This window comes from uncultured Rikenella sp. (assembly GCF_947628055.1).
Classification (GTDB): Bacteria; Bacteroidota; Bacteroidia; order Bacteroidales; family Rikenellaceae; genus Rikenella.
In genome coordinates this window covers 1-10762 of sequence record NZ_CANQYJ010000082.1, presented here as the reverse complement: position 1 = coordinate 10762, position 10762 = coordinate 1, and the positions used below count along the sequence as shown (strand labels likewise).

The 10762-nt window shown below is 55.8% G+C and carries 6 protein-coding genes and 1 pseudogene; all 7 read left to right on the top strand.

Annotated elements, in window-relative coordinates; translation table 11 throughout:
- A pseudogene (locus tag Q0Z93_RS07840) lies at positions 1–390 on the top strand (NADH:ubiquinone reductase (Na(+)-transporting) subunit F); the annotation flags it as partial.
- Between the two features lie 1104 nt (positions 391–1494).
- A complete protein-coding gene (gene gyrA / locus Q0Z93_RS07835; RefSeq protein WP_298064373.1) occupies positions 1495–4005 on the top strand; it encodes a DNA gyrase subunit A in 2511 nt (836 codons plus the stop codon).
- Positions 4006–4030: 25 nt separating this feature from the next.
- Positions 4031–5335: a tetratricopeptide repeat protein gene (locus Q0Z93_RS07830; protein ID WP_298064372.1), complete on the top strand. Its 1305-nt coding sequence runs from the start codon at positions 4031–4033 to the stop codon at positions 5333–5335.
- A gap of 138 nt (positions 5336–5473) precedes the next feature.
- Entirely contained in the window at positions 5474–6919 is a 1446-nt protein-coding gene (gene sufB / locus Q0Z93_RS07825) for a Fe-S cluster assembly protein SufB (protein WP_298064371.1), read from the top strand.
- Between the two features lie 69 nt (positions 6920–6988).
- Complete coding sequence (gene sufC, locus Q0Z93_RS07820) at positions 6989–7753, top strand: Fe-S cluster assembly ATPase SufC (protein ID WP_298064374.1); 765 nt, start codon at positions 6989–6991, stop codon at positions 7751–7753.
- Positions 7754–7769: 16 nt separating this feature from the next.
- The gene (gene sufD, locus Q0Z93_RS07815) at positions 7770–8867 is read left to right on the top strand and encodes a Fe-S cluster assembly protein SufD (RefSeq protein WP_298064369.1); all 1098 of its coding nucleotides are present in this window, start codon (positions 7770–7772) and stop codon (positions 8865–8867) included.
- 332 nt (positions 8868–9199) lie between these two features.
- Positions 9200–10423, top strand: coding sequence for a SufS family cysteine desulfurase (locus Q0Z93_RS07810; protein WP_298064366.1), 1224 nt, complete (start codon positions 9200–9202; stop codon positions 10421–10423).
- The last annotated feature ends 339 nt before the right edge of the window (positions 10424–10762 follow it).

The window sequence follows — 10762 nt, the reverse complement described above, 5'->3', positions numbered from 1 at the left end:
GCAGGTATGGCGCCGATGCGCAGCCACATCATGCACCTCTTCAAGACCGAACGGACGCGGCGGCCGGTATCGTTCTGGTACGGGGCACGGGCACTCAAGGAAGCGCCGTATATCCATGAATTCCATGAAATCGAAGAGGAATTCCCGAACTTCTCGTTCAACTTGGCCCTCGACCGGCCCGATCCGGAAGCGGATGCCGCAGGGGTGAAGTATACGGCGGGGTTTGTACACAATGTGCTGTACGAAAACTACCTCAAAAATCACGAAGAGCCGGAGGGATGCCTGTACTTGCTGTGCGGGCCGCCGATGATGATCTCGGCCGTCTTGAAAATGCTCGACTCGCTGGGGGTTCCGCCGGAAAACATCCTGTACGACAATTTCGGTTCGTAGCGGATACGATCCGTATTTCTTCCACCGCTATCTCTCTTATACACCGAGGGATAGCGGTTTTCGTTTTTCCCCTTCCGCATCCCCGTTTAGTGCCTTCGTGCCGGGCAGGCTTTTTGTTTTCGTTTCACCGCTCATGCCGCGAGGCACTTCCTTTTTTGTCGCCTCCAGCCGGCGGGGCTTTCTCTCCGTCGGAAGGCTCAGCGGGCGTTTGTTCTTTATAAAAACTTTTTTGCAGCCCTCCTGCCGGGCGGGCACTTTTTCTTAGCCGCCTCGAGCCGGCAGGGCTTTTACTTTCTTTGTCAGCAAAGAAAGTAAACAAAGAACCGACGCAGCAGCCGAGTGCCATCGAGCTTGCTCGAATGGCCGAGGTGCCAGGAGGAAGGCGAAGCCAAACTGCCTCCAGCCGGTTTCGCCTTGTCGAAAGCCGGTCGTTCAGCCCGGCTTTCTCAAGGCAAAACGCGACGCTTCCGGGGATGCTTTCGCGTGCTCCTTATTATTTGTGATCGGGCCGCGCCAGCGGAGGCGTTTCGGGTAGTTCCAGCCCGGCTCGAGTGCCGAGCGGCACCGGGCCTCCGCCGGGGGAGGCGTCCGGCCCGCCCGCTACGCGGAATCTTCGGGACTGCTGCGAGAAACTGCGGCCCGCCCGGTTCTGCGAACCGGAGTTTCACCTGTATGCCTTAGGTCGCAGCCTGCGGAGAACGCAACTTTCGCGCAAGCGATTAAAAAGTTGCGGGCCTCCGCCGGGGGAGGCTGCGGCCCGACATAGGGAGATCCAGGTCGAACCGGATTTTCATCGGCGCTCGAGACAAGTACGGTTCCGAAACATGAGTGCGTCCCGGAGTCCGCGGGGCTTTGGGGTAGAGGCGGCCAATAAAACAGCCAACGGCTGCGGTTCGAGCGCCGCTCGGCACACAAACCGAAACTGCCGGCTGCCGAGCTTTTAGGGCAAAGACCGCCCAGGGGGAATACGGCACGTACAAGCCGAAAAACAGTTAATAAAAAACGCCCGTACAATTAAGGATATAAGCGCATCCCTTGCTATTCCGGGAACAAATCATTACCTTAGCAGTTTGAAAAGCCAAGACAAGATTTATCTAATCCACCATGCAAGAACAGCAAGCGAGAATTATTAAGATCAATATCGAGGAGGAGATGAAAAGCGCCTACATCGACTATTCGATGTCGGTGATCGTATCGAGAGCGCTACCCGACGTGCGGGACGGGCTCAAGCCGGTGCACAGGCGCGTGTTGTACGGGATGAGCAACGAACTTTCGCTATATTCGGATAAACCGTACAAGAAATCCGCCAGAATCGTGGGGGAAGTATTAGGGAAATTCCACCCGCACGGAGACTCCTCCGTGTACGATGCCATGGTGCGGATGGCGCAAGATTGGTCATTGCGATACCCGTTAGTCGATGGGCAAGGGAATTTCGGATCGATCGACGGGGACAGTCCTGCAGCGATGCGTTATACCGAAGCGAGGATGAAGAAAATCACCGACGAAGTGATGGCAGACATCGACAAAGAAACGGTGGATTTTACCCTCAACTTCGACGACACCATTTACGAACCGACAGTGCTTCCTACGAAAATTCCGCTGCTGTTGGTCAACGGAAGTTCGGGGATTGCAGTCGGGATGGCGACCAACATGCCGCCCCACAACCTGAGCGACACGATCGACGCCATAGACGCCTATATCGACAACCCCGACATCGAGATTTCGGAACTGATCGACCTCATTAAAGCGCCGGACTTTCCGACCGGAGGGATCATCTACGGATACGAAGGCGTGCGCGAAGCATATGAAACGGGACGGGGACGAATCGTGATCCGGTCGAAAACCGACATCGAACATACCGCATCCGGACGGGAGTGCATCGTGATTACGGAGATCCCTTACCAAGTCAACAAAGCCGAGATGATCCAGAAGATCGCCGGGCTGATCAACGACAAAAAGATCGAAGGAATTTCGTACATCAACGACGAATCCGACCGGAACGGGATGCGGATTGTCATCATCCTGAAACATGACGCGGTGGCCAGCGTGGTACTCAATACCCTGTTCAAATACACGCAACTGCAATCGACATTCTCCGTCAACAACATCGCCTTGGTGGACGGAAAACCGCGGGCATTGAACCTCAAGCAGCTCATCAAATACTTCGTGCAGCACCGGCACGACGTCATCGTGCGGCGGACGAAATACGATCTGCGGAAAGCGGAAGAACGGGCGCATATACTGGAAGGACTGCTGATCGCCCAGGACAATATCGATGAAGTGATCAAAATCATCCGGGCGGCCAAGACCGCGGACACGGCAAAAGAAGGGCTTATCGCCCGGTTCAGTCTGAGCGATGCACAGGCGCAGGCGATTGTCGATATGCGGCTCCGGGCTTTGACAGGATTGGAACACGACAAATTGCAGCAGGAATACGAAGAACTGCACAAAATGATCGCCTACTACCACGAACTGCTCGAAAGCGAACCGATGCAGATGCAGGTCATCAAGGACGAACTGGGCGAAATCAAGGAAAAATACGGAGACAAGCGGCGGAGCGAAATCGTGCTGACTGCCGAAGAATTCAACCCGGAAGACTTCTATGCAGACGAAGACGTGGTGATTACGATTTCTCATCTGGGGTATATCAAGCGCACGCCGCTGTCCGAATACCGGACACAATCGAGAGGCGGGGTGGGTTCCAAAGGCTCTGCCACACGCGACGCCGACTTTATCGAGCATCTGTATGTGACCACCATGCACAACACCATGCTCTTCTTTACGGAAAAAGGGAGATGCTACTGGCTCAAAGTATACGAGATTCCGGAAGGGAGCCGGTCGTCCAAAGGACGGGCGATCCAGAACGTCATCCAGATCGAACCGGACGACACAGTAAGGGCATATATCAACGTACGGAAGCTGAACGATCCGGAATATGTCAATAACAACTACATTATTATGTGCACCCGCGGAGGGATCATCAAAAAGACGTTGTTGGAGGCATACTCGCGGCCGCGGTTGAACGGAGTGAACGCCATTACGATCAAGGAAGGCGACCAGCTGATCGACGCGGCGCTGACAGGGGGGAATGCGCAGGTGATTATTGCCGCGAAAGACGGGAAAGCCATTCGGTTTGAAGAAGAAAAAGTGCGGGCGATAGGCAGGACAGGGGCCGGAGTGCGCGGCATCAGTCTTGATCCGGGGGATGAAGTCATCGGCATGCTGACCGTCGAACCGGGGCAGAAACCGGAAATTCTGGTCGTGTCGGAAAACGGGTACGGGAAACGGACCGGCATCGACGACTACCGGATTACCGGACGATCGGGCAAAGGGGTCAAAACCATTCAGATCACCGAAAAAACCGGCAGCCTGATCTCGATTCAGGCCGTGAACGACGAAAACGACCTGATGATCATCAACCGGTCGGGCTTGACGATCCGGATACCGGTGGCCGACATTCGCGTGACCGGACGGGCGGCACAGGGAGTCAAAGTCATCAACCTCAGGAACAACGATGCGATCGCATCCGTGATCGCAGTACCCAAAAGCGAAGAAGAAGAAAACGTCGAAACACCGGTTGAAAACGCCGCTGTCGACGATACCGCTAACGAATAAACCAACCCCTTCATACCACAAAACGATGAAAAAACTCTTTTTGATTCTTGCCGCCGCAGCGACCACGCTGGGGGCAAGCTCCCAGACCAAAGAGCTGGACAACCTCAACAAACGGCTGACTAAAAGCGACGAAAGCATCGCCGACCCGAAGAAAGCAGGAGCGGTGAACACCTGGATCGAACGCGCCGACGCTCTGCTGGCCGCGTCGAACGCTTACACCAAAGAGCTGATCGCAGGCTTTTCCATCGAGCAGTCGCTCAACCTGATCGCCGACGAACCGGAAGAAATCGTCGAAGTCGAAATCGGAGGCGAAGCCCACAAAAAATACGTTTTCGAGAACTACGACATCTATGTAGACGGCAACGGATCGGTAGCCTTCTGGAACACCAAGAACGAATTCCGGCCGGGAGCGTTGAACGGCGCTTTCGACGCCTTGAAAAAAGCCTACGAGATCGATCCGAATGTGTTCAGCAGTAAAGGATATATCGTCGGTACGAATCTGCTCAACCAGTTCAACACCAACGGGATGAACCTCTACAAACTGGACAAGAAAACCGAAGCGGCCGACCTGTTCGCCAAAGCGGCTGAAACCAACCAAATGCTCGGTACGGTAGACTCCGTGATGATCTATTACGCAGGGGTGGCATACAACGAAGGCGGCGAATACGACAAAGCGCTGACATACCTGAACAAAGCGCGCGAAATCGGCTACGATCAGCAAGGAGGGGTGGATTCATACATCGCATACATCCAGCAGCAACAGGGCAAGCTGGAAGAAGCCATCGCCACCTTGGAAGCCGCCACAGTCAAATATCCCACCAACAACCAACTCGTTACTCAGTTGATCGACCTCTACGTCCAGACCAAACGCAGCCCGGACAAAGTCGTCGCCATGCTCGCCAAAGCCAAAGAACTAGATCCGAACAACGGAGCGCTTTATATGCTCGAAGGCTCTCTCTGGGAACAGATGGGCGAAGCAGACAAAGCCGAAGCCGCTTTCTTAGAAGCCACCAAAGTCGACCCGAGCAACCCGATCGGCTACATGAATGCCGGGATCATGCAGGCCCGCAAAGGCGATAAACTGATCGAACAGGCCCAGAAACTCGACATCAACGACGTGAAAGGGTACAACGCTTTGATTGATCAGGCCATTCCTTTCTACGACAGCGCCATCGGACTGCTCGAGAAAGCCCATGAACTCAACCCGAAAGACGCCACGATAGTCGATCTGCTCAAAAGTCTGTATTATCAGAAAAAGAACGACGACCCGGCAGCGGAAGCCAAATTCAAACATTACTACGAACTCTCGAAAGAGATGCAGGGCGAGTAACCGGAATGACATACGCCAGTCAGAGAGTGGGAGCGGACGACGATTTCGTCCGCTCCCATTTTTTCGTATCTTTGCGAGACTTGCAAAACCGGCATCCCGTTTGTTAGGAATACCGGCAGGAGTAACACCATCCGTTTCATGGAAGAAAGAGAGATCATCGAAAACGCCGCCCAGGGCGAATACAAATACGGTTTCACCACCGACATCGACACCCACACCATCGACAAAGGGCTGGACGAACAGACCATTCGGCGTATCTCCGCATTGAAAGAGGAACCGGAGTGGCTGCTCGAATTCCGCCTCAAAGCATACCGGAAATGGCAGACTATGACCATGCCCGACTGGGCCCACTTGGAAATTCCGCCGATCGACTACCAGGACATCATCTATTACGCCGCCCCGAAAAAAGAGAAACGCCTCAAGAGCAGCATGGACGAAGTCGACCCGGAGCTTCGCGCGACTTTTGAAAAACTCGGCATACCGCTCGACGAGCAGAAAACATTGGCCGGAGTGGCGGTAGACGCCGTACTCGACTCCGTCTCCGTGAAGACCACCTTTCGGGAAACGCTGGCGGAACAAGGGATCATCTTCTGCTCCTTCTCGGAAGCGGTGCGGGAGCATCCGGAACTCGTCAAGAAGTATTTGGGAAGTGTCGTGCCCTATACCGACAACTTTTTCGCTGCACTCAACTCGGCGGTCTTCTCCGACGGCTCGTTCTGCTACATTCCGAAAGGAGTGAAGTGTCCGATGGAACTCTCCACCTACTTTCGGATCAACGCCGCAGGCACCGGACAATTCGAGCGGACGCTGATCGTGGCCGACGAAGGGGCGTATGTCAGCTATTTGGAAGGATGCACGGCACCGATACGGGACGAAAACCAACTGCATGCGGCGATTGTGGAGATCGTCGTCGAGCGGGACGCCGAAGTCAAGTACTCCACCGTCCAGAACTGGTATCCGGGCGACAAGGAGGGGCGGGGAGGCGTATTCAACTTCGTGACCAAGCGGGGCATTTGCAAAGGCGAGAACGCCAAGCTCAGCTGGACGCAAGTCGAAACCGGATCGGCCATTACGTGGAAATACCCGTCTTGCATTCTGGCCGGGGACAACAGTGTCGGAGAGTTCTACTCCGTAGCCTTGACCGGGAATCGGCAGCAGGCCGATACGGGAACGAAAATGATCCACCTCGGGCGGAACAGCCGGAGCCGCATTGTCAGCAAAGGGATTTCGTCCGGATTTTCGCAAAACTCCTATCGGGGATTAGTGCGGGTGGCCAAGACCGCGACCGGGTGCCGGAACTATTCGCAGTGCGACTCCTTACTTATCGGGGACAAATGCGGAGCGCATACCTTCCCGTATATCGAATGCGGCAACTCGACCAGCACGGTCGAACACGAGGCGACCACCTCGAAAATCAGCGAAGACCAACTATTCTACTGCAACCAGCGCGGGATTTCGACCGAAGAGGCCGTAGGGCTGATCGTCAACGGATATGCACGGGAGGTACTGAATCAACTGCCCATGGAATTCGCCGTCGAGGCACAGAAACTGCTGGCGTTGTCGTTGGAGGGCAGCGTGGGATGATTTTGCGGTTCCACCGACAGTCCCTTTACACCATCTAAGAGACAAAAAGACACAATGATGAGTCAGAATATATTAACGATCAAGAACCTGCACGCCGCGGTCGCAGACGAAGGAAAAGAGATACTCCGAGGCATCGACCTGACCGTGAATGCAGGCGAAGTGCATGCCATCATGGGACCGAACGGCTCGGGGAAATCGACACTGGCGTCGGTGCTGGCCGGAAACGAACGGTTTGCAGTGACCGAAGGGGAGGTCTCGTTTCAGGGCATGAACCTGTTAGAGATGAGCATCGAAGAGCGGGCGGCCCGGGGGCTGTTCCTGGGGTTCCAGTATCCGGTCGAGATACCGGGCGTGTCGATGGCCTCTTTCCTGCGGTTAGCCATTAACCAGCAACGGGCCTTTCGCGGCGAAGAGCCGATCTCGTCGGGAGATTTTCTGCGCCTGATGCGGCAAAAAAGCGAGATCGTGGAGTTAGGCGATAAACTGATGAACCGCGCCGTGAACGAAGGCTTCTCGGGCGGCGAAAAGAAACGGAACGAGATCTTCCAGATGGCCATGCTCGAACCGAAGCTGGCCGTATTAGACGAAACCGACAGCGGATTGGACATCGACGCCTTGCGGGTGGTGGCCACGGGAGTGGCGCGGCTCAAGCGGCCGGACAACGCCACGATCGTCATTACCCATTACCAGCGGCTGTTAGACTACATCGTACCGGACGTCGTGCATGTGCTTTACCACGGCCGCATCATCCACTCGGCAGGCAAAGAACTGGCCCGGGAGCTGGAAGAACGCGGCTACGACTGGCTGATTCGCGAATACGGGGATAACGCATAACTCGCCCGCACACACTATGGACAGCACACTGAAAGAACGATACAGATACACGCCGAAAGATCGGCTGGCAGCCTTGTCGGATGGCGGCGGCGAGCTCTTTCCGACGGAAATCGAAACAGAAGCGGCCTCGTGTCTGTACAAAAAGGACGCGGCAGCAGCGGCGGAAATCGCGAAACTGACCGCCGGAAGCGAACATAAGATGGCAGGCGATCCGCTCATCGCCGCCAACCTCGCCGTGCCGGACACCAAGACGCAAGGCGTGCAGATCGACCTCCCGGACAACTTCAAAGCGGAAGGCATACTTTACATACACATGCGTTATCCCGGCAACGGAGATAAAGCGGCCAGATACGTGCAGCGGAACATCATCCGCGCAGGACGCAACGCTTCGGCCCGGATCGCCGTGTATCACCATCCGGCAGTGGGGGCCGCTGAAACGCGGGCGACGATCGATGCGCTCACTTGCATCGAGGCGGCGGCGGGAGCTTCGGTCGAGATCATCGAAGTCGTCGAGACGCGCGCCGTTTATTTCGAGACGATACTGAACCGCCAAAATCGGGACTCGCACGTGAAAATAGCCACGATCGACCTCGACAACGCTTTCCTGCGACGCAATCAATTCGTGTCGCTGCGGGAACCGGGATCGGAATGCAACCTCGAAGGGGCCTATATCACCGACGGCACGCAGTATTGCGACAACTACATCCGCATGCACCACGCTGCGGGCCACTGTACGAGCAACCAATTGTTCAAGGGGGTGGCGGCGGACGAAGCGCGGGCGATTTTTACGGGGCAGATTTATGTCGCCCGGGATGCGCAGAAAACCGTCGCTTTGCAGGAGAATCACAACATCGTGCTGAGCGACGGCGCGAGGGTGGATACCCGGCCGCAATTGGAAATCTACGCCGACGACGTGAAATGCAACCACGGGGCCACCATCGGGCGGCTCGACCCGGAAGCGATCTACTACATGCGACAGCGGGGGATCGGCCTCGAAGCGGCGAAACGGCTTCAGATTGAAGGCTTTACGGGCGAAATCATCGACCACAGCCGCATTGAAGAGCTCGGACACCTGCTGCACGAAAAAATTTCCAAACGATTACAAAATATTTAACCGTCCGTTTTCCCCGATCATTTTTAACTGCGGGAAGGAAGCGTCCTCTTTTTGCAGAAAGAGCACTAAAGACTGCGATACGACGTATCGTCTGCCCGTCGGGACTTTGGAGTTTGCAAGGATTTATTTAAGCGCAGCCTGCGAAATTGGGGGCAGTTACGACCCGCTTCGTGTGCCGAGCAGCACCGATTCGCCGACAGCGGCGGAAGCAGCAAACTCTGTCGCGTGGCTCGAATACGCCTCCGCAGGCACCACGATAAACCGCCGTAAAAAACGGCACTCCCGCAAAAATCAAATATGGGATCGAAAAACGAACGATTAAGAATCAGATTATGAAGAGCATAGCAGCGATACGTTCCGACTTCCCCATTCTTTCCGCCACCGTGAACGGGAAGCCCTTGGTGTACTTGGACACCGCCGCGACCGCTCAGAAGCCGGAAGCTGTGATCCGCACCGTAGACGAGCTGCACCGGACGATGAACGCCAATATCCACCGCGGGATCCATTATATGGCAGAGGAGACCACCGCCCGGTACGAACAGGCCCGGGAACGGGTGAGGGCGATGCTCAATGCGGCCTCGACACGGGAAATCGTGTTCACCAGCGGCGCGACACAATCCGTCAATCTCGTCGCCTCATCGTTTGCAGAGAAACACATACACGCCGGAGACAATATCTTGATCACCGAGATGGAGCACCACTCCGATCTGGTACCGTGGCAGCTCGCGGCTCTCCGGACGGGAGCGGAACTGCGGGTGCTGCCTTTCGACGATGCGGGGGCATTGCGGCTCGATCTGTTACCCGGGCTGATTGACGAACGGACGCGGATCGTGGCGGTGACACAGGCTTCCAATGTGTTGGGAACGATGCCGGACTTGCCGACTGTCATTGCGACCGCCCATGCACATGACATTCCGGTACTGGTCGATGGCTGTCAGGGGATTGTACACGCGGCGACGGACGTGCAGGCTTTGGACTGCGATTTTTACGCCTTTTCCGGCCACAAGCTGTATGGGCCGACGGGGATCGGCGTGCTGTACGGCAAGGAACGGTGGCTCGAAGAGCTGCCGCCGTACATGGGCGGGGGGGATATGGTCGGAACCGTCACGCTGCCGATGGGGACGACCTATGCCGAACTTCCGCTGAAATTCGAGGCCGGAACATCGAATTACGTCGGAGCGATCGGATTGGGGGCGGCGATCGACTATTTCCAGTCGCTCGATCCGGATTGGATACAGAGGCATGAGAACGCTTTGCTGGAACAGGCCACTACCCTGCTCCAGAACGATATAGAAGGATTGCGGATTTACGGCACCGTGTCAGGAAAAAGTCCGATCGTTTCGTTCACGGTCGAGGGGACGCATCCGGCCGACATCGGCATGATCGTCGATAAGCTGGGGGTAGCGATCCGGACGGGCACTCATTGTGCGGAGCCGGTGATGACGCATTACGGCTTGACGGCGATGTGCCGCCTCTCCATCGGACTGTACAACACGGCGGAGGAGATCGACATCGCCACGGCTGCGGTGAAACGTGCCGTCGCTATGCTACGCTAACAGCGGCTTGGCATGCGGAAAAATATTTTTAACCGTAGGTTTATATTGCACTGTGCCGGAAGGAACCGTACCTTTTCTGAAGAAAAGGTACCCAAAAGACTTTCCGATAGCTGCGCTACTCCTTAGGCTCCGCAGTCCTTTGGCATTGAACTTTCTTTGGGGCGTGGCAATAGCCGGGCATAAGGTATGACACTCAATAGCCCGCTATTGCTCACACCCCAAAAGAATCAAAGCCAAGGGTACCCGGCAGGCTCAAGAGATACGCAAGCATCTCAAAAAGTTTTTCTGGTTCTCTTTGTTCACAACCGACGCTGCCAGCGAGAGCAGAGCGGGCTTGCA